Annotated in this window: 1 rRNA gene; it reads left to right on the plus strand. The window is 49.6% G+C overall.

What is annotated here, in order from left to right:
• Positions 1–224, plus strand: a 23S ribosomal RNA gene (locus C8322_RS14320); the annotation flags it as partial.

The following is a 224-nucleotide window of genomic DNA, read 5'->3' on the forward strand; positions in this document are numbered from 1 at the left end:
AGAGGACGGAGAAGGTTAAGTCAGCCTGGCGTTGGTTGTCCAGGTGGAAGACTGTAGGCATGTATCTTAGGCAAATCCGGGGTACTCTATGCTGAGAGTTGATAGCAAGCCAGTTTACTGGTGAAGTGGCTGATACCATACTTCCAGGAAAAGTCTCTAAGCTTCAGTTACACTGGAATCGTACCCGAAACCGACACAGGTGGTCAGGTCGAGTAGACCAAAGC

The organism is Acinetobacter sp. SM1B (genome assembly GCF_003289665.1).
Lineage (GTDB): Bacteria > Pseudomonadota > Gammaproteobacteria > Pseudomonadales > Moraxellaceae > Acinetobacter > Acinetobacter schindleri.